Genomic DNA, 22,831 nt, shown 5'->3' with positions numbered 1-22,831 from the left:
ATGCCTATGTTTTGAAGAGATTGAAAGTCAGAAGATCGCTGGGGTTCGCCTCCGCGATAAAAAAGAGGCTTGAGGGATGTTTCGGAATATTGAAAGACATGTGAATTCGGAATTGTAAAAAGCTCGTGGATGGTCGAAGCGGAATTTTTATTGAAGGGGCCATCAAGAGCAAAAACATAATTACTGGACAACAAGGTGTACACTATCAGCAAGCATCGAACAGTTCGCCTGAATCGCATAAAGACTCCGTGTGAGAAATCGTTTTTTGCGTATTTATTCAGAGGAGCAGGGCCCGTCAAGAGCCTGAACGGAACTCTAACGAAACAAACAGAATCCCCACAAAGACTTGCTGCGACACCTTGTAATCTCGCCTGAGTAGATGAACCGCTTTTGCCGATTCACCAGGCTTTGATTGAAATCGAGTTAGTTCCTAGCTATCGTTACGCGCGTCTATTCGCGATCTTTTTATCGGATGACATTTCCTATGTGCGAGGGAGCAGGGACCAATCCCGAAGAGGATTGGTCTGCCTGAGATTGATGCCGTTGCGTGTTTTGTGGGATTGCGTTCCCTTTATTCCAATACAACAGTGCTTCCGTTTAGTAAGGGCTTCCCTTGTAAACAAGGTCTTTAATGCTGAATTGTTTGCGTACTTTCCACATCAAAAGACCTTTTGTTTCGGCTTTAAAAGAAATCTCGCTGATGTCGCCGTGCTGATCGATGATTTGAACAGCGACTCTGGCTCCTTGCTCGTTCAAGCAGCGTGCTTGAGTCACACCATTCGCACTTTTAACATCTGAGGCAATTCCTGAATCTTCATTACAGTATCCACCCACCAAAAGGGTTGTGTCGTTGATTTCTAACGTCGCCAGATAGGCTCCGTTCTCAACAACTTCAAGGGACTGTATGCTTTGATCTTTCGAAGTGCGAACGTTGACGCTGTAGTTGCCGGCTTCATACAGGCCCGGTTTAAGCAGCGTTCTGGCTTGTGCGACATTGCCGATAAGAAGTGCGGTCATTGCGCCTAAAAAAATAGCTTTGTTGAGTTTCATAGAAATTCCTTTCAGTTAAGTTTTTATTTTGAAGGCCAACTGCCTTTCGTAACGCAATGTATCAATTTGAAACGAAGCTTTCAATAGAAATTTAATAAATGTAAAAAAACGATATTAAATGCATAAAATTACTATACTTATTTAAAGTGTAAATAATACAATTAATGCATGGAGCATAAGTCGAGACTGGAAAGTATCATTTCCCTTTACCGGGAAGGGGCGGTCAACTCAAAGGGAGATCGTCGGGTGTTGCAGATTATTGAAGTGGCGGTTGAGCTGATCGCTAGAGATGGTTACGCAGCCCTTGATTTCGCGGATCTTGCTAAGAAATGCAAGATAACGCGGCCTCTGATTCATCACTACTTCGCTAAGAAAGAACAGCTATTTTCCTCCTTGGTTCAGTATGTGGGGATTGAACATCAAAAATATATTATCGCGGCTTTGTCTAAAAATGAAAAGTCAGGTCGAAGTCTTTTGCGGGCATACCTTCGCAGCAATATGACTTGGCCTAAAGAGCGCAGGTCTCACTCCCGGGTATGGATGCACTATCTGGCGCTCAGTGCATCACAGAATGAGGCGCGACGTGAGAACACTCTTTCAGTGGATCATGGGGCTCAGCGTATCTGGGAAATTTTGCAGATAGGGGCAAGGAACAATGAGTGGGCTTCTGAAAAATTGCTGGAAAAGGCTCGGACCCTGCAGATAGTTCTGTCCGGAGCTGTTATCAGTCTAATTACTGAAGAACGTACGGATGAAGAAGCGCAATTCCTGCTGCAAATCGTTTTAGGCCAGGCCGAACTGATATTGGGTACAAAAATTGAATAGTTTAAAAGTATATGAAGAGATTGTGTTTCATACTGGGATTATTCATAGGGGCGCAAGCATTAGCGGCGCCCATTTGCTCTGAAGTCTTCGAAGGACGCAGAGAAGAGTCTGCATTTGGCGCCTTAGCGCCATTTTATGTAGCTGCTATCAAAACTATAGACACATCTTTACAAACCACTTCATTTTACAGAGAAACCCCAGACGGCTTATTGTATCGCACCGACATTCAAAGAGTTTACCATGGTGAGCCAGGCCGACCCACAAAGTTTCTGGAGTTAGCTGAGGAAAACATTCAATTCGTGTTGGCGAATTATATGCAACGTCGCGATTGGAAGCCTGAGTATCTGGAGAGTATTCGTAACGATGCTTTGGCCTATGCCTCAAGAGCGACCTACTTCGTTAGTCGACGCTTGCAGCATGAAGAAGACACTGGGAAAATTGTCGGAACGCTGAAGGTGATTGCTGGTTCCAAAAACTCATTGCTACCTTTTGAAAAGGAACATGGAATTCGGGTTCCGACAAATAATGGAAAAAAATTTGAGCCGGGCAATTTCGTCGTTCTTAAGGAAGACAGTCAGTGGGCCTTTAGCGAAGTCATGCTCCGGTTTATTAACTTTGCAAAAAACCTTCAGTTAGAGCCGGGATATGAGCCTGGAAAAATGGTTTTTTTCACCGATGCAGATCAGGCGTCGTCGATGATGTATCGACAGTTGGGTTTTAAAAGTGTGCCAGGATTTGAGGCTCCTCTTGTGAAGGACGGAAAAGAATACCATTTGATCGGCGCCTCTGCCGAAGATGTTTTAGGGTTTGTTGATGTATTTCAAAAGAAAAGAAAAGAGTGGGCCGGCGACCATGCCAGTGGATTCTCACGACTGGCCGAGATGTTAAGTCGTCATGATATCAGTCAGCCTGATATACAAGGGAAAAGCTTCGGAGATGTGACGTCCTTTGATAAAAAAGGCAATGTCGATGCACTGACACCCTTAACTGTACACTTTTCGAAGATTCGGGAGACAGAGCGGGGCGTTGGGCATCGCTTGAGTATTGATCGCCAAGGTCTTGTGGGTCTTCAGGTAAACTATCTGATTCCTGAGGGACAAGTTGTTCAAGAGGGCTGGTCTTATTCGCCTCGCAGCAATATAGAAATGTCTTATTTTAAGGGCATATTTTTTATTCGAGAAAAAATAGGCTCAGCAGAAGAATTTTTCTGGATTAAGACAAACCCATCCTTCTCCAGTATTCAGGGTATTACCTATCGTAGATACAAGATGGGAGAGTTGTCTCGCGAATTGACGTCCTCATCGTCTCTTGTTCCTGCAGGAGTTCCAGGAGCTAACTAAATACGCATTATGGTCTTGTGAGTTTGCCAAAGTAATTATCGAATGGTGCGCGAGTCGCCGGAGTAGACGAACCGCTTTTGCCCAGTCCCCAAGCTTTGATTGAAATAGAGATCGATGAGGTCGTTGAGCCCAAGGCCCTTTTGCCCTCAGACCTGCTGCGACTCGTTAGTTTGTATGGATCTTATCTAAAGGCTGCGGCAGCAATCGGGGCTTCTGAAGCATTTGTACGCCAAAACTGTTTTAAACGGAGCTCCTCCTGATTTTAGTAAAAATCAGGAGGTCTTTTGGGATCAGCAAGCCAATGCGAACCTATTCGTTTTAAGTATTAGAGGCATTGGATTTAGAGTCGAGCATGCCTTCGGTACGACTATTGCTCAAGGAAATAGTATGTTGAAAAGAAACCTTCAATCTCAGAAATACATCGCTGGGGTGTCAATAGTATTGGCACTTATATGCCCATCTTGGGCCTATGCTAATAATGAGATTTCTGCAAACGACATACTCTCAAAAGAATTTCTCAGCGAGACAGACACGCGTACTGTTGGAGAAAGCCTTGCAAACTATATTTCTAATGCAAATGATAGAGGAAGTACATCTGGCGAGGTTGAGTATGATTTCCTCAAAAAATCAGAACTCATGATTATTTTCAGATCTGAACAACTTGAGCCTATTCTTCAGAAAGGTTTTCTTAATATCCATGATACCCAAGTTTCCAGTTTAGGTTATCCATTATTTCTTGAAGAACTTCCAAAACAGAGAGCCAAACATGAAGATGCTCTGCTTGGATTGAAGATTGAACGAAGTTATAAGTTAAAACCTGGAAATCCCATTAATAAAATCAGGCCTAAGTATGCATTACTTCAGCTTACAGATTCCGTAGAACTTGGAAAATGGCAAACTTCGGGTTCGATGTATGGGGATATGATAGCAGTGCTAAAACCAGAGACGAAACGTCGGGCAACTTGGACTTATGCCGATACTCTCGCCAATAAAAAGCTGCGACCAAGTTCATTTAATCGAAAATCTATTCAACCGCAAACATCTGGTAGCAATCAGTGCTACTTGGAAGCCCAAATTTGGGGAGAATTGGATATTAAAGATGTTTCTCATTTTCTAGTGGATACCGCCACTATTAATAACCAAACGCTCGAGCTTCTAAAGTCGACAGGACTTCCAATCTATCAACAAACTCGTGTGGTAGAGTACAATAGAACGATGTTTAAAAAAGACCGTTTATTACACCCTGGTGACGCGACTAAAATTGCATCGTTGCAAAACCAACTCAGAGAATCTTGGAAGGGTTTGAAAAATAGATTGAATCTACGATGCGAAAAGGTTTTCAACTAGCTGAACAAACCACTTGTGAACTTGCCAAAGTAATTATTGAAACCCGCTGACTTCATAAAAAAAATCAGCGGGTTTTTTATTCCCTGAGTGCTTAAACGAAATCTTTCAAAAAATTTGAATCCTTTTTTTACACGATAAATTCCTAATTCGCCGCGATAGAATGAAAAATATTTGAGCCAAAAGTTCCATGGATCGCGGATTTTAGGCGACACGGCGTCCGCGCATTTCATCAGTACATTTTAGAGAGTTCCAAACACTGCGGAAAATAAACGGAAAGATTCCGCAGTTATTTAATTCGATCTGAAGAAGAAAAAGCCCCTATAAGCATTCAAAATATTTGAAGAACTCGGAGTCCTGTCCATTCCATTTTCCCTCGCAAGCGTTCGTGACCACTCCCCCTCTACGAGAGGAAGTGGTCACGAAACGGGAAAATGGAATGGACAGGATAAGAAAAATTAATAGGAAAATATAAATGAAATAGAGTAAGAGAGAGGGGGACAAGATGAGAGGAGGAAAAAGCAAAAAACAATAATCAAAAAAATGGAGGTGTGTATATGGATAAGGAAATTAGTAATTGATGCGAGTTGTAGGATTACAAAGCTACGACATCGAAGTAACTGAGGTGAAATTAAAACGAACTGACTACGAAAACCAAGTTGTGCAACTGGTAAAAGCCTTGCTCGAAATTGACCGTGCTATGAAACAGCAGCAGGATCAAGCGAGTGATCAAAGCACAGCTTCAGAAATGAAGGAGGCTAGATAATGAAAAGAATCGGAATCTACATCCGTGTGTCTACGGAAGAACAAGCCAGAATCCAAGATGGCTCACTTGTCTCGCAAAAAAACTCGCTTAATAGAATACATTGAATTTCAAAACAAAAGAGAAGCCAACTGGGGAACCTTGGTTGATATTTACTGTGACGAAGGAAAATCCGCCAAGAACATGAAGGGGCGCCCTGAGTTCCTACGTTTACTTAATGACATTAAACTCGGAAAAATTGATCTCATCATCGCGACAGAGTTGTCTCGCCTTAATCGCAATATCAAAGACTTTTGTGAGGTCTGGGATCTTTTAAAAAAGCACAAAGCAAGCTTCGTCACTTTACGCGAGCAGTTTGATACAACAACTGCCAGTGGCGAGATGATGGTCTTTAATCTTATCAACTATGCCCAGTACGAGCGCATGCAAACGTCTGAACGGATCGCAGCTAATTGGTTGTCTCGATCTAAGCGTGGACTTTTTAATGGCGGGACAATTCCATTAGGCTATGATCGTAATCCCAAAAACAAAGGTGAACTTGTTGTCAATCAAGATGAAGCAAGTGCTGTTCAGAAAATATTTGCGACCTTTTTGGAAAAAGAAACTCTCCGTAAAACCCAAGTCGCATTGATCGAGCAAGGGATCTTCAACAAGAAGTTCACGAACAAGCATGGCATCGAAAGAGGCGGCAAAATCTTTACTGTCGACACATTACAATCTCTTTTAACCAACAAAACGTATCTGGGTCTTAAAGAAGTAAAACACAAAGACGGTGCTATAGAGACGATAAAAGCCGTCTGGCCGGCAATCATCAGCGAAGAATCATTCAATAAGGTTCAAGAACGCCTAAGTAAAAACAAGAATAGATACAAGCCCGAGACTTGGAAGAAGTATCCATTCCCACTCACCAAGCTTGTTCAATGTGGTGAATGCGGAAAATCTCTCGGTGGAAAGTCCGGCACTGGCCGAACTGAAAAACACTTTTACTATGGTCATCCTCAACTAAAGAATCCTTTAGCAAAGGATCACGCCCATCAATGCCAAGTGAAGAATGTCAGAGCGCCAAGACTTGAAGAGATCGTCATTAAGTCTTTAAAGGCCTTGTTAAGCGATTCAAGCCTCATTGCAAAGTGGATCGAGATTTACCAATCAAAGACCACAAGCGACTTGCCAGAGCTTCATGCGCAAACCAAAAAGCTAGATCAAGAAATACTGACGACCTCAAAACGCATTAGCAACTTAGTGCAAAGAATCGCGGACCTTCCCGCTGAGGTTCCAGCGGAAGCTTTTTATGAACAAATCAAACAGATGACTCAAAAGTTGAACGATTTGAAGCTTGCTAAGGAAACTCTAAAAACCAAAGAACTGGATTTACGCGCTCAAGAAATCGACCAGAAGGGTTTCACCGCTAAAATCCAACAAGTTTTGGCGAATTTACAACAAGCCCCTAAAGAGCTTCAAAGGCCGGTCCTTACAAATCTGGTGAAATTCATAGAAATCCACCCAACTAAGATCAAAATGGGTCTGTATGCGCCGGTAAAAGAAGAACCTTTGAAAGCAACCGGAACCGAAGGAACTCCATCCACCGCCACAGTGGCGGCAGATTTTGGACATAAAAAAAGCCGACTCGAAAGTCAGCTTTTGTATCTCAACAGCTCAACCCGTGTGGGTTCGAGTACTGTTGGAAATGGTGCCCCGGGCCGGACTTGAACCGGCACGACCCTTGCGAATCTCAGGATTTTAAGTCCTGTGCGTCTACCTATTTCGCCACCGGGGCAGTGAGCGTTCTATGATACCGTTTCTGAATTAAAGGTCAACGGCTTAAGATAAAGAGAGTTTAAACTCTTCCATATCGGCCGGTAGCGGAGCCTCCACAAGGACTTTTTCTCGAGTGAAAGGGTGGATGAACTCCAGGCTGAACGCGTGCAGCATTAGTCGCGGAGCCTGCGGAATTTTTAAGCAAGGATAGATGTCATCACCAAATATTCCCATGTGATTTTCAGATAAATGAACACGAATCTGGTGCATGCGCCCTGAAAGAGGGCGGGCTTGGACCATCAGACCTTTTTTGAGTCTTTCCAGAAGTTGGAACTCGGTGTGAGCTTTTTGACCGCCGGAGCGGACGGACTTCATCTTCATTTTCTTCAATACCGGGTCGCGAACTTCAGCTAAGAAGTTTTGCTCTTCCCAGAAATCGGGACATTTTCGCGGTTGAGTAAAGCAAATATAAGTTTTCTGGATTTGGTGATTTTTAAAAAGTTCAGCCAAGGGTTCATTGGCCTCTTTGTTCTTGGCAAAAATCATCACACCCGAGGTGTCACGGTCCAGACGATGATGAAGAGCCAGGTAAAATTCTTTACCGCGCTCTTCTTGAAGTTGTTTTTTTAGGAGTGTGAAGAAATCAGGTCTCTTTTTATCAACAGTAGGTTGAGAGGGGAGTCCGGCGGGTTTTTCCGCGACGATAAAGAACTCATCCTCAAAGAGAATCTTGAAGATCATCTTTTGTTGACGATGCAGAAGTTCAAATTCGCTTCGATAAATTCGCGCTGTTTAGCAAGACCATCAAGGCTCATTTTGAAAGAGTTGAGGTTGCAGTTGTATTGCTTAACGGCGTCGTAAATAGCTTGTACTTCCACAGGATTCATTCTTAGGTGCCAGATCGCTTTTACCGCGACCCAATTGCGAATGTATTCGCAGCGGAAGTTTTCATTTGGTGGAAGATATCCTTCCGGACCTTTGTCACTCTTCGACATGTTCTCATGCGCGCCAGATGAAACCAAATGCGGCTTGAAGTTCATATAGTTCGCATAGAGGCAGCGAGTTTTATAATCCCACTCCCAAGCGCCAGATAGATAAGCGTTTTTCAGCGGGACCATATGGTCAATTTGTATGGCTTTTGCTTCGGTGACTTCTTGTCCAGCATATGGATCTTGCCATTTTCCAGCCTCCACAGAGCACTGGCGAGGCCCCCTGTAAGTCACATCGACTTGGCTATCACGAACAAGAACTCGCGCGCGAGTGTTCATGCAGGTGTCATCCGTTGGATCATTGATCCAGCGTCCGAAGTGAAGTTTGCGAAGGTATTTTTCTTGAGGAATAGAGAGAGGCTCGTCGTGCAAAAGCCATTTAAGCAGATTGACGACAACAACCTGTGCCGATTGCAGAAGGTGTTCTGGGGAAAGATCCGCGGCCATCGAGAAAGTGGCTTTTTTTGTTGGGACCGTTACTTTTTCGGTCTCAGCCTCATTGACAGTATAGTACTGCTGATAAAGAGGAGCTTGTGTTTGTGCTGTCGGAGCTTGCGTGGAAGAACCTGGAGAGGCTTCCTGCGTGCGCGCAACAAGGCTGAACAATAGTGTGGATAAAACCACAACGTATTTTACCTGAATTTTCATTCCCCTCATGAAATTCATTATGCCCCCGCTGAATGAATGAGGCCATTTAGCCAAAGTCTGTTCCGAGTTTCAACAAAACAATTTGTTAGATTTTGATCCCCATTGGCTGCCGCGCATTAAGTCCAGAGGAGTCGTGGAAATTGCCCTATTTTTGCCCACTTATGGACATTTTCTGTTACGAGGTGCAGCGTTGAGGGTAATTATTTCGCTGTTTAAGTGCGTCCATATCAACCTGGTCTTCTAGCAATACAAGGTTGTCGGGCGGCATGAGGGACCTTATGCTCTTATTATATCAACTTTGTTGAAGGAGAGAACTCAATGTTTAAAGCAATTCTAATGTCAGCGGCGATGGCCCTCACTATGGCAGCTTGTGCACACAAAACCACGGAAATGTCTTGTGCTTGCGGTAAAGATAAAGCGGCTTGTGCGGAAACTAAAGAGTGCCCAATGCACAGTGCTGCAAAAGACTCTGCGAAGTCGGAAGCAGGCTGCGCGCACTGCAAAGGTGAAGAAAAGGCAGCTGCAAGCAAATAGGCTTCTCTGTTAAAGAAGTTTGTTAAATAAAAAACCTCTGAGGGATCAGAGGTTTTTTTATATAATCTCCCTTCTATTTATGCAAATAGCTAGGACATTTAATGATTTGATTTAACGGGTTTATTAAATCAAATTATCGAGGTGTTCTTAGAAGGGATGATGCCAATGAAGTTAAGATCTCTAGCGGCCCTGTTGATCGTGGCCCCCTCCAGCGCATTCGCAATGAATTTGCAGGAGTATCTCAAAGCAGTTCAAAGTAAGAATAAAACAGTTCAAGCTTATAGTGTTCAAAAAGAAGCGGCGGATTTGCGCAAAGAAGCTGGTGATATCAGTTTGGTTCCTATCCTTAGCGCAAATGCCTATTACATCGATGATAAAAGCCCTTTGAGTCAGTTTGTTTCTTTGGGCGCCAAAGAAAGCAAAGTGAATGGTTACTCGTTGGGTTTGCAAAAGGACTTCTCAACCGGAACGTCTGTGGGCCTTTCTGCAGAAGCGGCAGATTATGACAATCCTGGTGTTTTGCTAGGGCAAACCCCGGCTTTGAATAGATTTGGCACGGGTTCATTGGGAGTGTCTTTATCGCAGTCTTTATGGAAAGACTTTTTCGGAAATGCCACGCGCCTTCGCTGGCAAACTGAAGAAGTAGCAACAGCAGCAGAAAAAGGGCGCTTTGATTTACAGGGAAAAAATCTTTTGGTGAATGCCGAAGTTGCTTACTGGGATTATCTCTATGCCATTGAGAATCTCAAAATCAGTCGTGATTCCTTGGAGCGTGCCAAGCGCATCGAGTCTTGGACTCGTCGCCGTGTGAACGATGGTATTAGTGAACGAGCGGAGCTCCTGCAAACTCAGGCGCTAGTTTCAACGCGGCAGTTGTTATTGATTGCGGTTGAAGATGACTTGGCTGCTGCGAAGCAGTCATTGCGTGACTATCTTGAGTTGGGATCCACAGAAACTCTGCCGGAGATGACGGGGGATATTTCTAAGGCCCGCACTTTGAGTTCCATGGTTGATGGCGACAAGGGAAGAGTTCTGCAATTGGACGCCTACCTCTCAAGTCTAGAAGCCAAAGCCAGTGCCTTGAGTTCTCTACAGGTCGAAGATTCGTATCGTCCAGACTTGGTCTTGGCGGGCTCTTATAATACTCACTCCATTGAAGAAAATATGCCCAAAGCGGTTGCCAACTGGACGAATACAGATCGTCCAACAGCGAAGGTGTCTTTAAACTTCATTTATACATTTGATACCGACGTGAAAAATGCCGCTCGCAATATTTCCAAAAAGAACGCTTTGTCTGCAAAGCTGGTCAGCGAAAGAAAGTTTCTAGAGAGTGAAAGTTCTTGGGTGGAAATCAATCGTCGCTATTCTGAGCTCACAAGGCGCATAGAGGCAGCGGATCAGGTCATGAGACTTCAGGATGATCGCGCGAAAGCAGAGGCTGATTTATTCAACAAAGGTCGCTCTGTTACTAATAACGTCGTCAATGCTGAAGAAGATGCTGGATTGGCGAAGTTGAATCTTGTTCGCTTAAAATCAGAACAAAGAAAGATGGAGGCTCAAGGTCGATTGTTTGTCGCCATTGAGGAAAAATAATGAATCTTCCAAGTTTATCGATTCGCCGACCTATTACGATTCTTTGTGTGGTTTTATTAATGCTGATCTTGGGTGCGTTTTCATTGGTGAAGATGCCCGTGGATCTTTTTCCAGACGTCACTTTCCCAGTGTTGGCGATTCAGGTCACTTACCCAGGAGCTTCGCCGCTGGACTTGGAGAAGCAAGTGTCCAAGCCCATCGAAGATGAGCTGGGTAGTTTGTCAGGCTTGAAAACACTGACTTCAAGCAATCTTGACGGTGTGGCGCTGATCGTTCTTGAATTCAACTTGGGTACCGATATCAAAGAGATGGAGCAGGAGGTTCGTAATCGTATCGGGAATATCCGCAGGGATCTTCCTTCCGATATCTATGAACCCATCGTGCGTCGCTTTGACCCGGCCGACCAGCCGATTGTCACATTAGCCCTCACGACAGAGCTTCCCGATGGTCAAGCTTTCGACTTGGCGAATGAGACGGTGAAGCCTCTGTTTGATCGTTTGAAAGACGTGGGGCAAGTTGAGATTTACGGCGGACGTAAGCAGGAAATCCATGTTGTCATTGATAAAAACAAGATCCAAGACCGCAAGATTTCTATGCTTCAGGTCTCAAGACGCATTATGGACACCTCGAAAGATATTCCAATTGGTAAAGTTTGGAATACCAAAGACGAGACGGCTTTGCGTACTCGCGGAGAGTTTGAATCGCTGAAGCAATTGAGCGAAGTGAATGTGAATTTCTTGGGCTCGGACCGCCCGGTTTTGATCAGCGATATTGGAACCGTTGTGCGAAGTCTGGAAGATGAAAAGACTATGGGGCGCATTAAGGGTAAAAAAGCCTTACTGCTACAGGTCTATAAGCAGCGTGGATCAAATACTGTACAGGTTGCTGATTCTGTTAAAAAGAACATTGAAAAGGCGAATGCCTATCTTAAAGAAAAAGGTTTGAATGGTGAGGTGCGAATGGTGCGAGACACCTCTCGTCCGATTCGTTTGAATGTGGCTGACGTGAATGAGTCCATCATCATCGGTATTATACTTTGTGTAATCGTGGTGTTCTTCTTCCTGGGGTCGGCACGTTCGACCTTGATCACGGGGATGGCTTTGCCGAATTCCCTCTTGGGAGGCTTTGTTATCATGTATGCGATGGGCTTTACCATCAACTTGATGACCTTGTTGGCCCTGTCTTTGGCTGTCGGTCTTTTGATCGATGATGCCATCGTTGTCCGGGAAAATATCTTCCGGCATTTGGAAATGGGTAAAAAGCCAAAAGACGCTGCATTGGATGGAACTAAAGAGGTGGCCATGGCAGTTGTTGCGACCACTTTGGTTGTGATCGCGGTTTTTGGTCCGATTTCATTCTTGGGCGGTATTGTAGGACAATTCTTTAAACAGTTCGGATTGACCGTGGTCTTTACGATGATCATTTCAATCTTCGATGCCTTCACCGTGGCTCCAATGATGTCGGCTTATCTGGCTCATCCGGATGAGCACAAGAAAGGCACTGGAATTATTGGGCGCATGCTTTCAGCATTCGACAGATTTCAGACCAAGTTGGAGGATATATACGAAGTTTTGTTGAAGTTCACTTTGCGTCGCCCGAAGACAGTCTTGTTTGGCGGTGTCTTGGTGTTCGTTCTTTCTTTGGGGACGATTGCGTTTATTCCGAAAACTTTCCTGCCAGCCAATGATGCCGGTGAGTTTGTGGTGAGTATCGAAACTCCAGTAGGTTCGTCTTTGACGGCAACCAGCGCCTTTACTTCCGAAGTGGAAAAGATCTTCGATGGTGATCCAGCGGTGGATATCGTCGTTTCAACGATTGGAACTGCGAACAATGAGTCGAATAAGGCAAGCATGTTCATTCGTTTGGTGGAGCGTAAGCAACGTTCGATGACAACGACCGACTACAAGGAAAGTGTTCGTAAAAAGCTTCAGCAATTCCAGGATCGCGCGATTGCGGCCGTGGGGGATATCGATGCGGTGGGATCGGCACAAAAACCTTTGAATGTGAATTTCACGGGTCAAAATTTGGATGAGTTGAATGCTTATGTCCAAAAGGTTGTCGAACGCGTGAAGAAGATTCCAGGGTTGGTTGATGTGGACACCAACTTCCGAGCCGGGAAGCCTGAATTCCATGTTATTTTTGATCGCAAAAGATCTGAGGCCCTGGGGGTTTCGACGGTGACTGCCGGCGCAGAGTTGCGCAATCGCACTGAAGGTAACGAAGATGCCATCTATCGTGAAAATGGAATTGATTATAAAATCCGCATTCGCTTTGAAGAGAAGTACCGTGACTTGAGAACTCAATTTGCGACCACCTCTGTTCCTAACAGCAACAATAATATGATTCCACTTTCTCGAATTGCAAAAGGGGAGGAGACCAAAGGTTACTCGCAAATCAATCGTCAGAACAAAAATCGCTTCATTCAAGTTTCAGCGAACTTAGCCAAAGGCGGTGCCTTGGGGACAGCTTCCGCGGAACTTGAAAGAATTATTAAAGTTGAATTGCCACCACCTTCAGGAATTGATTTTAAATTCCAGGGTCAGGCCGATGACTTTAAGGATTTGATCAATAATATGTTGATCGCAATTGTTCTGGGAGTGATTTTCATCTACCTCGTTTTGGCAAGTTTGTACGAAAGCTTCATCACACCATTTACAATTCTTTTGGCTTTGCCATTGGCGATGACCGGGGCTTTTTTGGCGCTTTTGATCTTTGGTAAAACGATCGACATCTTCTCTTTGATTGGTATCGTCTTGTTGCTGGGAGTGGTGGCGAAGAACTCCATCTTGTTGGTGGATTATACGAATCATCTATTGCATGAAGGTCTGGATCGAAATTCGGCATTGCTAAAAGCATGTCGCACTCGTCTTCGTCCGATCTTGATGACTTCCTTGGCGTTGATTGCCGGGATGATTCCGATTGCGATTGGTTTGAATGAAGCTTCGGCGATGAGAACTTCCATGGGGATCGCGATTATCGGCGGTTTGATCAGTTCGACCTTGTTGACTCTGGTTGTTGTTCCAGCAGCCTTTGGTTTTATTGATGACTTCCGTGCTGCAACCCGCAGATTCCTTGCAAAGATCAGCGGCTATCAGCCTTAATTGAAAAGGTACGGACACACTTATGGTGACGCAGATGCGACACCATAAGTGTGTCCGTACCTAGTAAACACCGCGGAAGGATCTGATCTCCGCGAGTTTTTCTTCGAATAATGTCCAATCGTCTTTTTCTGCGATGGGTGCCCAAATTCCTTCTAATTCATCGATCAGCAATGAACAGGCTTTTCCTTTTTGGAAGTAGCTATGTTCGGCTTTCTTTTGGTCGGCTACTTCATAACACTCAAGAGTGTCCTCTAAGGCGGCAAAGCTTGGATGTTTGTAAGCCTTAGCTTGCGGTGATCTGATGAGTTGATCTGCAGACAAGACGCCAGAGTGCAAATCGTAAAATGTCTGTTCGTAGAAAGGCTTGGCTTCGTCCATGAAATTGAAGAAATTCATGATCAAAGCTTCGTCGAGTTTTGCAGCCGCCGCTTCGTCTTCCAAGGGGTTGTAAAGATTGAGTCGGGATAAAAGACGGTTGCGCATGTGAAGATTGAATTGATCTGCAAAATCATCTTGAATTTCCCCGGTTGCTAAATCAGGGAATGCCACCTTAAGAGCTTCGGCCAGTTGTAAGACGTTCCATAATACAGCAGATGGTTGACGACCGAAGCAATACAATCCTGATTGATCAAAATAAGCGGCGGTAAAAGTGGGATCGTAATGAGGCAGAAAGCGGTAGGGGCCGTAGTCGAAACTCTCGCCCGTGACATTCATGTTGTCTGTGTTTAAAACCCCGTGAACAAATCCAGCCATCATCCAGGCGGCGACGGTTTCTGCAGAGGCAAAGGACACTTGTTTCAAAAACAGAGCTGCTTGTTCGGGCTCGCTATATGGAAGCAAATCTGGATAGTAATGACGAATAGAGTAAGCCAGTAGCTTTTTTATGTTGTCGATTTGCTTCAAAAAGGCCAGACGCTGGAATGTTCCAAAGCGAATATGTCCGTGACTGAGGCGCACCAAAACTCCGGCCCGGGTTGGGGAGGGTTCGTCATGGCGCTCGAGACTCTCGCCAGTTTCAAAAACAGAAAATGTCTTACTTGTGTTGACGCCATAGGATTCCAAAAGTTCAGTCGCAAGAATTTCGCGAAAGGCTCCTTTGAGTGTGAGTCGTCCATCGCCACGGCGGGAGTAAGGCGTTTGTCCGCTGCCTTTGGTCCCAAGGTCGTAAAGTTTATCGCCGACTTGAAATTGCGCGAACAGAAAGCCGCGTCCATCCCCTAAATCAGGGTTGTATTGGCGAAACTGATGGCCGTGATATCGCAATGCTAAGGGCGTGGAGAGGTTGCTGGGCAAAGCCGTGAAGTGAGCAAAGTGTTGCTGCCATTGCTCTGCGCTGAGGGCTTCTAAACCCACGAGTTTCGCGGCTTGGTCATTGCGGTAACGCAACTGGGCCTGAGGGAAATCTGCGGATTTGACCTCGTCGTAGAAATCAGGACCTAATTCGTAAATGGGAGGTGTTTTCGTTTGTGACACAGCTACTTTATGAGCTTTCTTAGGACGAAACGCAAGCCGCTGTATCATTATTGGTTGTGGTTGCTGGATGCCCGCAGTTGACAATGACTTGCATTTAGGAGAGAACTAGAGTTCGACCTAAAATGGAAGAGGCGGTATTCGTGAGCGATACACATTCTTGCTGTGACGTAGATCATTCTCAACATGAGCAATTTGTAGAGGAGTCTGATCGTTGGGATAAGTTGGGAATGACTTTGTCAGGTCTCTGCGCGATCCATTGCTTGTTGACGCCGTTCTTGGTTCTTTCTGTCCCAGTTCTTGGAGAAGCTTTTGAGCAGCCATGGGTTCATATTGTAATGGCTTTATTTGTTGTGCCGGTGGGTTTGTATGCTTTCTATTCTGGATTTCTCCATCATAAAAAAAAGGGCCTGACGGCCCTTGGTGTTGCAGGTCTTGCTATGGTTTGTGCGGGATTGTTGGCGCCAGTTTCAGGGATCGATCTCTTCGGGCACGATATCCTCACTATTGTTGGAAGTCTTTGTCTTGTTGTTGCTCACGTTTTGAACCGTCGGGCTTGTTTGTGTCATCGGCATTAGATCTTTGTGGTAAGCATAAACCACTGCACCATCTTTAATTATTGGAATTAATTTTTTGATGATGGCTTGAGAAACTGCAGGGCACCCCCAGCTGCGCCCCATTCTTCCGTACTTATCTAAGAAATCTGTCGAAACATAGGAAGCTCCATGCATCACGATGGATCTTTCAAAAGCTCTGTCGTTGGATTTCTCAAGTCCATACAAATAAAGTGACTCACCATGTTTGCCAACATAAGGGGAGCCCGTCAAATAAAGCCCCAAAGAAGACTTCTTTGAGTCCGGTGTGTTCGAGAATTTTTCAGCCTCATCGTCGCCAGTGTTGACCCCATGTGCGACATAGTATTTTTCGACATCACCAGTTTTAAGATTCAAAAGATAAAGTCTTCGTTCTGAAGAAGGTTTTGAAAAGTCGATGACGATGGCGTAGTTCTTATTGGTGATTTCTTTGCTGACCAGTCGATCTGCAGCGCGAACTTTAAATTCTTTTTCTTCATTGATATCTAGAAATTCAAAAGTTCTTTGTACGGCTTGTTCAGGAACTCCTGCTTTTTTATAGGTGTCATAGAGAAGAGCGCCTTTGGCCTTCTTTTCATACCATGAGCCCGCGTAGACGGGCTGAGCGACAAAGGCTAATGCCGCCAAACAATATAGTGGTTTCATAATTCTTCACCCCCCGATGAAGTCCCAGAGTCGATAAGCCATTTCTGCTATTTCAAAGCTCGTGCCTGTCTATGGGATTCTCTAACCGCAACAAATTGTTTCTGACGGGGAGTTTTATAGCAAAGTGACGGCAATTATTTGAACAAATGAGTAGTTTTTTCAAAATTTGTAATTGAAAACCAAATGAAAAGGCGTAGTATCGATTTCATATTAACGGACATGGAGGCAGCAATGATGGATAACAAAATGAATCGTCGTGGTTTCTTTACTACGGTGGCAAAAATTGCAGGAATCGCGGCAATCGCTCCCGCAGCTTTGAACGCAGTTTTTTCTTCTGAAGCAAATGCTCAAGAGAAAAGACGTGGTTCTGCTCCAGCAGCGGCTGGCGGTGGAATGCCAATGGTTGATCCTAACGATGCAGTTGCAAAAGCTGTGAAGTATGTTGAAGACTTCAAAAAATCTGCAGAATCAAAGGGTAATCACTGTGTAACTTGTGGTTTCTACGCGAAAAAAGAAGTTAAAGCGGGTAAAGAAGTTGGAACTTGCACGATCTTTGCGGGTAAACTTGTTTACGCAAACGCTTGGTGTGCATCTTGGAATAAAAAAGCTTAATTTCGAGCTTTAATTTCTAGAAGAAATGAACGGAGTTGTTGAAAGCGACTCCGTTTTTTTTATGCAAAAAAAAGAGAGAACCTTTCGGCTCTCTCATAGAAGTTAAATTTAATTTTTTACTTCTGCTGGAGTATCTCGCAGAGCTCTTCTGAGGATTTTGCCAACATTTGTTTTTGGCAGCTCAGTTCTGAATTCCACAAGTCTTGGGATTTTATAATTCGTCAGACTTTTTCTTGCGTGAGCAATGACATCTTCAGGTGTCAGATTTGGATCGCGCTTCACGATGACCACTTTGACGATTTCACCAGAATGAGTGTCGGGGACGCCAATCGCGGCTACTTCCAAAACGCCTGGATGAGAAGCTATAACTTCTTCAATTTCATTTGGATAAACATTAAATCCTGAAACAATAATAAGATCTTTTTTGCGGTCTACGATTTTGAAGAACCCATCTTCATCAACAGTCGCGATATCGCCCGTGCGCAGCCAGCCATCAGCCATCATTACTTTTGCGGTTTCGTCTTCGCGGTGCCAGTAACCCTTCATAACTTGTGGACCCTTGGCGCAAAGCTCACCGGCTTCGCCAGGTTTTACTTCTTGATCATTTTCATCGATGAGTTTGACATCAGTGCTAGGGACCGGCATTCCGACGGTGCCCACTTTGTCAGTGCCATCAATCGGATTGCAGCTGATCACAGGGGAGGCTTCAGTGAGGCCGTAGCCTTCAACAATGACGGACTTCGTTAGTGCCATCCATTTTTCAGCAACGGGCTTTTGTAAAGTCATTGCGCCAGAAACGCTGACTTTGACTTTCTTGAAGTCGATTGTCGCGAACTCAGGGTTGTTCATCAACGCGTTGAACAGGGTGTTTACCCCTGCCATGGCTGTGAATGGAATCTTTTTAAGCTCTTTGACGAAGCCTGGAATGTCTTTAGGATTTGTGATCAGAACATTTTCAGCACCCATCTTCAAGAAAGCCAGGCAGTTCAATGTCAGGGCGAAGATATGATAAAGTGGAAGTGCCGCGATAGCGACTTCTTCGCCTTCGACAAGCTTTGGTGACATCCACACGCGGATTTGCATCATATTCGCAAGGACGTTGCGATGAGTGAGCATAGCTCCTTTGGCAACTCCCGTCGTGCCGCCTGTGTATTGAAGGAAGGCGATGTCTTCTTGCGTGGATGCGATATTTTGGCAAGGGCGCATGGCTCCCAGCTCCAGAGCTTGTCTGAAGGTGTAGGCTTGCGGAAGATTGAAGGCAGGAACCATCTTCTTAATGTACTTCACAACTGAATTGACCAAAATTCTTTTTGGTGTCGGAAAGAGATCCGCGAGTTCGGTGACAACAACACTTTCAATATCTGTGTCTTTGATAATTTCTTCCAGATGATGGGCAAAGTTGGCCATGATAACAATGGCCTTGGCACCAGAGTCTTTGAACTGGTGGCGCATTTCAGTGGCCGTATAAAGTGGGTTCGTATTGACAATGATCAGACCGCTGCGTAGTGCCGCAAAAGCAACGACCGGGAACTGCAGAAGGTTCGGCATCTGAATGGCAATGCGGTCGCCTTTTTTCAGTTTCAATTCATTTTGCAAGAAAGACGCGAAGTGATTCACCTTTTCATTCAGTTGATTGAAGGTGAGGCTGACGTTCATATTGGTGAAAGCTTTTTTGTTTGCGAACTTTCTAATGGACTCGTCATAAATATCCATCAGGGAGCTGTATTGGCTGAGGTCGATTTCGTGTCCTATACCTTTGGGATAGTTTTTGAGCCAAATTTTTTCCATGATGTCCCCCAACGTCTTCTGACGTGCTGATGTGAGTGCCTCTAAATTTTAGAGTAACTATTCGAGAATGGTAAAGGAAATTCTTGAGTTAAATCCAGGTCTTTGCAAGACTGTGTGTATGACTATGGCGACCACAGCAGTGCGCAGTGCTATTATTCTATCGACCGCCTTCTTTTTAGGGGCTTGTTTTTCAAAAGAAGAAAAGACACCCCTCGCTGTAGACTCGACCTCTGCCGCAGTGGAATCCATTCAGAGTAAAAAGAAAAAAGTGGAGGTAGCTCCAAAAGATAAAACTGTCGCCAGTTGGACTCGAATTTTCGCTCAGGCCGACGGTATTCATCGTGAAGCGTGGTGGGTCTTAACATCTGAGAAGAAGCCTGCTGGAAAATCTCCCTTTGGAAAAGTGGAGAGGGCTTTACTGTCCTCAGAAAATATTAAACTGGCAAATAAATCTATTTTTCGTTGTGATCGCTATGTCGTGAAGCGCGAGATTCTTGCGGCGAAGGGCTATCCTCAAAAGGCCGAAGTTTTAGAAAAGTGCAGCGAAAAACAAGCTGGGAAAAAGATTGCGGATATCAGCGCGGCAAAAGAGGGCGAGGTCCAGGTGGTGTTCTATCCTGAAAACCTGGAAGAGATTTTAGGTTTAGGGCCTTCGATTTTAAACAAGCACATTGAATGCACCTTGCAAGCGAGTGATAGCGGTGCGTTGAGTTCCCTGAAGTGTAAAAATTGGAGTGAAGATCGCACCAAAGAGCAAATGATCCGTCTCGATACCTACGACTACCAAAAAGAGGGTAAGAATTTGATTAAGTTGCGCGGCAAGGTCTATGAGAACTTGTCGGACATTCGTAAGATTGAAGCGGATGTGCCTCTTGAGGGAAAAATTGAAGTGACGGAGACGGAGCTGTACGCACCTGTCGAAGAAAAACCGTCCCCAACTCCAGTCCCAGCAAAACCTGTGGGAAAGGCGGCCGCGGCCGTGGCCCCAGGTTCTGCTGAAAGTGGAGTTCCAGCGACGGCTGGAGCCCCGGATACGCCAGCCGTGGATCCGGATTTGCTTCGCGGTCGCATGCAAACAGCACCGCTCAATCAAGAGCCTCAAGGTGTTGTTGGGCCCGGAGAGATGGAGCCTGCGAATGTGATTCCGGCGGATCAAGGATGGCCTGTGGATGAGAACGGGCAAGCGATTACGCCTGAGATGTTGTCGCCTGAACAGCAACAGCAAATGAATTTGAGTCCTGCGCCGCAACCACAACCGATTCCTCAAGCACCGCATTCAGAAGGAGCGCCTCATGGCCGCTAAAGTTTCATTAGGTAAAAAAGTTCCCGCTTTTAAAATTGCCTCTTCGAATGGAGAAACTTTTAATCTTGCTGATAAAAAAGGGAAGAAGATCATTCTTTATTTCTATCCTAAAGACAGCACTCCGGGATGTACGACGGAAGGAATTGAATTTAATGAATTGCTTCCAAAATTTAAAAAATTGAATGCCGAAGTTTACGGTATTTCACGCGACAGTTTGAAGTCGCATGATAAATTTATCTGCAAGTATGACTTTAAGTTTGAACTTTTGTCAGATGAAGATGAATCCGTCTGTCAGCTTTTTGATGTGATCAAAGAAAAGAACATGTATGGCAAAATGGTTCTTGGAATTGAGCGCAGCACCTTTGTGATTGATGAAGAAGGCAAATTGGTGGGGGAGTATCGTAAGATCAAGGCCCAGGGGCATGCGCAGTTTATTCTGGATCAGTTGAAAGAGCTTTAATTCTTGGCGGGGGAGGGGCTTGTTTTGTGTACTCCGCTTTCGATTAGTTTTTTTTCTTTATGAAATGTAATGGCTCAAGCGGGAGTTCCGAGAGAGTACTCTCGGAACTCCTAAGTGTTTAATTAGTGTTTTGTGGATTCTGCAGCCTGTACCATGAGTTCAGCAATTTGTTGCGAGAACTTCACTGGGTCAGGGATATTGCTTCCTTCGTTCAAGAGGGCCTGTGCAAAAAGGATTTCAGACCATTTTGTCTGTTGCTCTGGAGTCGCCTTCAACATCTTTTCGAAAAGTGGATGCTTAGGATTGATTTCCATGATGCGTTTTACTGGGGTGCTGTACTCGCGGCCCATTTGCGACAAAAGCTTTTGCATATGCGCTGAAGGGTCTTGAGTTGCAGAAACCAAGCAGACCGGTGTGTTGGTGAGGCGCTCTGATAAAACGACATCTTTGACATCGTTTTCCAAAGTCTTCTTCATTGTGTCCATAACTGGACGCAAAATAGTTTCCGCTTGTTTGAGCTCTTCCTCTTTTTGTTTCTTCTCTTCTTCCGTGTCGATGTCCAATCCTTCTTTCATGATGGATTGAAGTTTTTTGTCTTTGTAGTCTTTAACTGCATCAACAACCCATTCGTCGACAGCATCAACTAGCAAAAGAACTTCGTAGCCTTTTTCCTTGAGTTTTTCCAGGTAAGGACTGTGGCTGACCTGATTGAGGCTGTCACCAGTGATGTAGTAGATGTCTTTTTGACCTTCCTTCATGCGGCCGACATACTCTTCCAATGTCGTCATCTTGTCAGAAGAAGTTGAGTGGAACAGCGTGAGGTCTTGAAGCTTTTCTTTGTTTGCAGGATCGCTGGGGATGCCTTCTTTAAGAGTCGCACCAAATTCATTCCAGAAATTCTCATAAGAAGTGCGATCCTTCGTGAGAAGCTCTTTAAGGCTGCCAAGGATCTTGTTGGTAACGTTTTTGCGAATCTGGGTAACCTGACGATCTTGTTGCAAGATTTCGCGGGAAACGTTCAAGGAAAGATCGCTGCTGTCCACAAGACCTTTTACAAAGCGCAAGTAAGTCGGGATCAACTCTTTGCAGTCCGCCATGATGAAAACACGTTTGATATAAAGGCTAAGACCGAAAGCTGAATCCTGGGTATTAAAGTTAAATGGTTTTTTGCTTGGAATGTACATCAAAGCATTAAACTCCATCGTACCTTCCGCTTTGTAGTGAACTGTTTTAAGCGGTTCATTCCAATCATGTGAAAGGTGCTGATAGAACTCTTTGTATTCCTCTTGAGTGACTTCGGACGGAGATTTCAACCAGATCGCTTTTTGTGAGTTGAGGGTTTCATCATCTTTTTCACCCTTCATTTTGATGGGGTGAGCAATAAAGTCAGAATATTTCTTAATCAAGGATTTCAAAACCCAAGCGTCGGTGAAATCTTGAACTTCATCTTCTGCTTTAAATTCTTTCAGGTGCAGGGTGATGGTTGTGCCTGTGCCATCTGGGCGAGGAACGCTGTCGATAGAATAAGTGCCATCGCCGTTGGAATCCCACACTGTTCCATCATTGGTTCCCGCTTTTTGTGTGTGCAGCGTAACTTTGTCGGCAACCATAAAGGCTGAATAGAAACCCACACCGAACTGACCGATGAGCTCCGGTTTGTTTTTCATTTCTTCGTTCATCTGTGCGAAAGCTTTCGCACCAGAACGCGCGATTGTGCCGATAAATTGTGTAACCTCTTCCTGGGTCATCCCAATACCATTATCGATGATCTTCAGTGTGCGTGCTTCTTTATTAGGCTCCAGGCGAAGCGTGGGTTGCCAGTTATCCGGCAAAAGGGAGGGGTGAGTCAGTGATTGAAATTTGAGTTTATCAATCGCATCGGAGCCATTGGATACAAGCTCTCTAAGGAAGATTTCTTTGTGAGAGTACAAAGAGTGGATCACGATATCTAGAAGCTGTTTAATCTCTGCGTTAAAGCTTTGGACCTGCTTAGCCATATAATCTCCTGTCTACAC

At 44.8% G+C, this 22,831-nt stretch carries 19 protein-coding genes and 1 tRNA gene; 12 read left to right on the top strand and 8 right to left on the bottom strand.

Annotated features, from left to right (window positions below; genetic code table 11):
- Nucleotides 1-597: 597 nt before the first annotated feature.
- Nucleotides 598-1,050, bottom strand: a complete 453-nt coding sequence (locus tag NWE73_RS17900) for a hypothetical protein (protein WP_277579737.1) — start codon at nt 1,048-1,050, stop codon at nt 598-600.
- A gap of 246 nt (nt 1,051-1,296) precedes the next feature.
- On the opposite strand from NWE73_RS17900, the gene NWE73_RS17895 reads away from it, so the two are divergent.
- The 5 genes from NWE73_RS17895 to NWE73_RS17875 all read left to right on the top strand — a co-directional run bounded on the left by NWE73_RS17895 (nt 1,297) and on the right by NWE73_RS17875 (nt 7,032).
- Complete coding sequence (locus NWE73_RS17895; RefSeq protein ID WP_277579736.1) at nt 1,297-1,875, top strand: TetR/AcrR family transcriptional regulator; 579 nt, start codon at nt 1,297-1,299, stop codon at nt 1,873-1,875.
- A gap of 11 nt (nt 1,876-1,886) precedes the next feature.
- Nucleotides 1,887-3,215 (top strand): hypothetical protein, encoded by a 1,329-nt coding sequence (locus NWE73_RS17890; RefSeq protein ID WP_277579735.1) that lies wholly within the window; start codon nt 1,887-1,889, stop codon nt 3,213-3,215.
- A 222-nt stretch (nt 3,216-3,437) separates the two neighbouring features.
- Nucleotides 3,438-4,562: a hypothetical protein gene (locus NWE73_RS17885; protein WP_277579734.1), complete on the top strand. Its 1,125-nt coding sequence runs from the start codon at nt 3,438-3,440 to the stop codon at nt 4,560-4,562.
- 577 nt (nt 4,563-5,139) lie between these two features.
- A complete protein-coding gene (locus NWE73_RS17880) occupies nt 5,140-5,325 on the top strand; it encodes a hypothetical protein (RefSeq protein ID WP_277579733.1) in 186 nt (61 codons plus the stop codon).
- A gap of 57 nt (nt 5,326-5,382) precedes the next feature.
- Complete coding sequence (locus NWE73_RS17875; RefSeq protein ID WP_277579732.1) at nt 5,383-7,032, top strand: recombinase family protein; 1,650 nt, start codon at nt 5,383-5,385, stop codon at nt 7,030-7,032.
- Here NWE73_RS17875 and NWE73_RS17870 read toward each other — a convergent pair.
- From NWE73_RS17870 to NWE73_RS17860, 3 genes are all read right to left on the bottom strand, one after another.
- Nucleotides 7,011-7,099: transfer RNA gene (locus NWE73_RS17870), tRNA-Leu, on the bottom strand. The two genes, NWE73_RS17875 and NWE73_RS17870, sit on opposite strands and share 22 nt — an antisense overlap.
- A gap of 44 nt (nt 7,100-7,143) precedes the next feature.
- Nucleotides 7,144-7,821 (bottom strand): RluA family pseudouridine synthase, encoded by a 678-nt coding sequence (locus tag NWE73_RS17865; protein ID WP_277579731.1) that lies wholly within the window; start codon nt 7,819-7,821, stop codon nt 7,144-7,146.
- Nucleotides 7,818-8,735, bottom strand: a complete 918-nt coding sequence (locus NWE73_RS17860; protein WP_277579730.1) for an HNH endonuclease family protein — start codon at nt 8,733-8,735, stop codon at nt 7,818-7,820. Before NWE73_RS17860 ends, NWE73_RS17865 begins: the two co-directional genes overlap by 4 nt.
- 300 nt (nt 8,736-9,035) lie before the next feature.
- Here NWE73_RS17860 and NWE73_RS17855 point away from each other — a divergent pair, with 300 nt between their 5' ends.
- The 3 genes from NWE73_RS17855 to NWE73_RS17845 all read left to right on the top strand — a co-directional run bounded on the left by NWE73_RS17855 (nt 9,036) and on the right by NWE73_RS17845 (nt 13,945).
- Nucleotides 9,036-9,251: a hypothetical protein gene (locus tag NWE73_RS17855; protein ID WP_277579729.1), complete on the top strand. Its 216-nt coding sequence runs from the start codon at nt 9,036-9,038 to the stop codon at nt 9,249-9,251.
- A 165-nt stretch (nt 9,252-9,416) separates the two neighbouring features.
- Nucleotides 9,417-10,844, top strand: coding sequence for a TolC family protein (locus NWE73_RS17850; protein ID WP_277579728.1), 1,428 nt, complete (start codon nt 9,417-9,419; stop codon nt 10,842-10,844).
- Nucleotides 10,844-13,945, top strand: a complete 3,102-nt coding sequence (locus NWE73_RS17845) for an efflux RND transporter permease subunit (protein ID WP_277579727.1) — start codon at nt 10,844-10,846, stop codon at nt 13,943-13,945. Before NWE73_RS17850 ends, NWE73_RS17845 begins: the two co-directional genes overlap by 1 nt.
- Before the next feature lie 60 nt (nt 13,946-14,005).
- On the opposite strand, the gene NWE73_RS17840 is transcribed toward NWE73_RS17845, so the two are convergent.
- Nucleotides 14,006-15,466, bottom strand: a complete 1,461-nt coding sequence (locus NWE73_RS17840) for a protein adenylyltransferase SelO family protein (protein ID WP_407652973.1) — start codon at nt 15,464-15,466, stop codon at nt 14,006-14,008.
- A 74-nt stretch (nt 15,467-15,540) separates the two neighbouring features.
- Here NWE73_RS17840 and NWE73_RS17835 point away from each other — a divergent pair, with 74 nt between their 5' ends.
- Entirely contained in the window at nt 15,541-15,993 is a 453-nt protein-coding gene (locus NWE73_RS17835; RefSeq protein ID WP_328517234.1) for a MerC domain-containing protein, read from the top strand.
- Here NWE73_RS17835 and NWE73_RS17830 read toward each other — a convergent pair.
- Nucleotides 15,886-16,653, bottom strand: coding sequence for a murein L,D-transpeptidase catalytic domain family protein (locus NWE73_RS17830; RefSeq protein WP_277579725.1), 768 nt, complete (start codon nt 16,651-16,653; stop codon nt 15,886-15,888). The genes NWE73_RS17835 and NWE73_RS17830 overlap by 108 nt on opposite strands.
- Nucleotides 16,654-16,884: 231 nt before the next feature.
- Here NWE73_RS17830 and NWE73_RS17825 point away from each other — a divergent pair, with 231 nt between their 5' ends.
- Nucleotides 16,885-17,265, top strand: coding sequence for a high-potential iron-sulfur protein (locus NWE73_RS17825; protein ID WP_277579724.1), 381 nt, complete (start codon nt 16,885-16,887; stop codon nt 17,263-17,265).
- Nucleotides 17,266-17,373: 108 nt separating this feature from the next.
- Here the strand turns inward: NWE73_RS17825 and NWE73_RS17820 are convergent, their stop codons facing one another.
- Nucleotides 17,374-19,053 carry an AMP-binding protein gene (locus NWE73_RS17820; RefSeq protein WP_277579723.1) on the bottom strand — a complete coding sequence of 560 codons (1,680 nt, stop codon included), beginning with the start codon at nt 19,051-19,053 and terminating at the stop codon, nt 17,374-17,376.
- Between the two features lie 67 nt (nt 19,054-19,120).
- Here NWE73_RS17820 and NWE73_RS17815 point away from each other — a divergent pair, with 67 nt between their 5' ends.
- Both NWE73_RS17815 and NWE73_RS17810 read left to right on the top strand, forming a co-directional pair.
- Entirely contained in the window at nt 19,121-20,356 is a 1,236-nt protein-coding gene (locus NWE73_RS17815; RefSeq protein ID WP_277579722.1) for a hypothetical protein, read from the top strand.
- The gene (locus tag NWE73_RS17810; RefSeq protein WP_277579721.1) at nt 20,346-20,816 is read left to right on the top strand and encodes a peroxiredoxin; all 471 of its coding nucleotides are present in this window, start codon (nt 20,346-20,348) and stop codon (nt 20,814-20,816) included. Before NWE73_RS17815 ends, NWE73_RS17810 begins: the two co-directional genes overlap by 11 nt.
- 122 nt (nt 20,817-20,938) lie before the next feature.
- Here the strand turns inward: NWE73_RS17810 and htpG are convergent, their stop codons facing one another.
- On the bottom strand, nt 20,939-22,813 hold the full coding sequence (htpG, locus tag NWE73_RS17805) for a molecular chaperone HtpG (RefSeq protein ID WP_277579720.1): 1,875 nt from the start codon (nt 22,811-22,813) through the stop codon (nt 20,939-20,941).
- Nucleotides 22,814-22,831 lie beyond the last annotated feature (18 nt).

It is taken from the genome of Bdellovibrio svalbardensis, from assembly GCF_029531655.1.
GTDB lineage: Bacteria > Bdellovibrionota > Bdellovibrionia > Bdellovibrionales > Bdellovibrionaceae > Bdellovibrio > Bdellovibrio svalbardensis.
The sequence above is the reverse complement of the archived record's forward strand: the minus strand, read 5'-3'. Positions and strand labels throughout refer to the sequence as shown.

Coding starts and splice junctions, on each gene's coding strand:
- NWE73_RS17850 (WP_277579728.1), top strand. CDS start 9,417: ATGAAGTTAAGATCTCTAGCGGCCCTGTTGATCGTGGCCCCCTCCAGC.
- NWE73_RS17890 (WP_277579735.1), top strand. CDS start 1,887: ATGAAGAGATTGTGTTTCATACTGGGATTATTCATAGGGGCGCAAGCA.
- NWE73_RS17860 (WP_277579730.1), bottom strand. CDS start 8,735: ATGAATTTCATGAGGGGAATGAAAATTCAGGTAAAATACGTTGTGGTT.
- NWE73_RS17820 (WP_277579723.1), bottom strand. CDS start 19,053: ATGGAAAAAATTTGGCTCAAAAACTATCCCAAAGGTATAGGACACGAA.
- NWE73_RS17815 (WP_277579722.1), top strand. CDS start 19,121: ATGGTAAAGGAAATTCTTGAGTTAAATCCAGGTCTTTGCAAGACTGTG.
- NWE73_RS17875 (WP_277579732.1), top strand. CDS start 5,383: ATGGCTCACTTGTCTCGCAAAAAAACTCGCTTAATAGAATACATTGAA.
- NWE73_RS17880 (WP_277579733.1), top strand. CDS start 5,140: ATGCGAGTTGTAGGATTACAAAGCTACGACATCGAAGTAACTGAGGTG.
- NWE73_RS17810 (WP_277579721.1), top strand. CDS start 20,346: ATGGCCGCTAAAGTTTCATTAGGTAAAAAAGTTCCCGCTTTTAAAATT.
- NWE73_RS17830 (WP_277579725.1), bottom strand. CDS start 16,653: ATGAAACCACTATATTGTTTGGCGGCATTAGCCTTTGTCGCTCAGCCC.
- htpG (WP_277579720.1), bottom strand. CDS start 22,813: ATGGCTAAGCAGGTCCAAAGCTTTAACGCAGAGATTAAACAGCTTCTA.
- NWE73_RS17865 (WP_277579731.1), bottom strand. CDS start 7,821: ATGATCTTCAAGATTCTCTTTGAGGATGAGTTCTTTATCGTCGCGGAA.
- NWE73_RS17900 (WP_277579737.1), bottom strand. CDS start 1,050: ATGAAACTCAACAAAGCTATTTTTTTAGGCGCAATGACCGCACTTCTT.
- NWE73_RS17840 (WP_407652973.1), bottom strand. CDS start 15,466: ATGATACAGCGGCTTGCGTTTCGTCCTAAGAAAGCTCATAAAGTAGCT.
- NWE73_RS17835 (WP_328517234.1), top strand. CDS start 15,541: ATGGAAGAGGCGGTATTCGTGAGCGATACACATTCTTGCTGTGACGTA.
- NWE73_RS17845 (WP_277579727.1), top strand. CDS start 10,844: ATGAATCTTCCAAGTTTATCGATTCGCCGACCTATTACGATTCTTTGT.
- NWE73_RS17825 (WP_277579724.1), top strand. CDS start 16,885: ATGATGGATAACAAAATGAATCGTCGTGGTTTCTTTACTACGGTGGCA.
- NWE73_RS17855 (WP_277579729.1), top strand. CDS start 9,036: ATGTTTAAAGCAATTCTAATGTCAGCGGCGATGGCCCTCACTATGGCA.